At 66.1% G+C, this 912-nt stretch carries 2 pseudogenes; both read right to left on the bottom strand.

The annotated features are described in order from the left end of the window. Window positions 1-341 (bottom strand): annotated as a pseudogene (fliG, locus tag ACTIF6_RS26800) (flagellar motor switch protein FliG); the annotation flags it as partial. A gap of 140 nt (window positions 342-481) precedes the next feature. Further along, window positions 482-912 (bottom strand): annotated as a pseudogene (locus ACTIF6_RS26805) (flagellar basal-body MS-ring/collar protein FliF); the annotation flags it as partial.

Genomic DNA, 912 nt, shown 5'->3' on the forward strand with positions numbered 1-912 from the left:
AGCGGGTCCATCCACTTCAGGCTCTCGATGCCCGAGACGTCACCGCCCTGCAGGATGCGGTCGATCAGCAGCGAGGCCTTGTCGTCGCCCAGGGCGCGCTTGAGCACCGAGCGCACGTAGTTGTCGGTATCGGACACCAGCAGGCTCTGTGACGAGGCCTCGGTGGTGAACTTCTGCATCACCTGGTCGACGCGGTCGTGCGAGACCGCCCGCGTCTTGGCGATGGTTTCGCCCAGCTTCTGCACTTCCTTGGGCGAGAGGTGCTTGAACACCTCGGCCGCTTCCTCTTCGCCCAGCGACATGAGGAAAATCGCCGCGTCCTGGATGCCTGTGTCTTCCATGATCGTGTTCCTTGTCTATGCGAGGCAAGTGATTCCAGGGGTACCGAGGAACCGGCTTTGCCGGGCCTCAGGCGCCGTCCCCCTCCCGCCGAAGGCGAGAGAGGGGGAAGACGCGAAGCGGCGCAGGGGGTGGTTCATGTTCAGGCCGGCGCTTCGCCATTGACCCAGCCCTTGACGATGTTGGCGACTGCCGCGGGATTTTCCATCGCGAGTCGTTTGGCATCGGCCAGGCGCTGTACCTCAGGCGTGGGTTCGTTGTTCGCGCCTGGCATGGGCAGGCCCGGGCGCTCTGGCGCTTCGTTGAGCACCGCGCTCAGCGGCTGCAGGGGCTGGTTGGGCCGGCCGGCCACCGGCGTCTTGATCAGCTTCAGACCGGGACGCACCAGGCCCATGAGCACCAGCAGGCCCATACCCACCATGCCCAGCGGCCAGGCCAGGCTGCGCAGCAGGTCCTGGTTGCCGGACTGTTGCCACCACGCCGGCTCGCTCACCTCGCTGCTGGTGCTGCGTTCCACGTTGAAGGCGGCGTTCACCACGTTGACCGAATCACCGCGGTCGCGGCTGAAGCCGA

The organism is Hydrogenophaga sp. (genome assembly GCF_051860785.1).
Taxonomy (GTDB): domain Bacteria; phylum Pseudomonadota; class Gammaproteobacteria; order Burkholderiales; family Burkholderiaceae_C; genus Hydrogenophaga.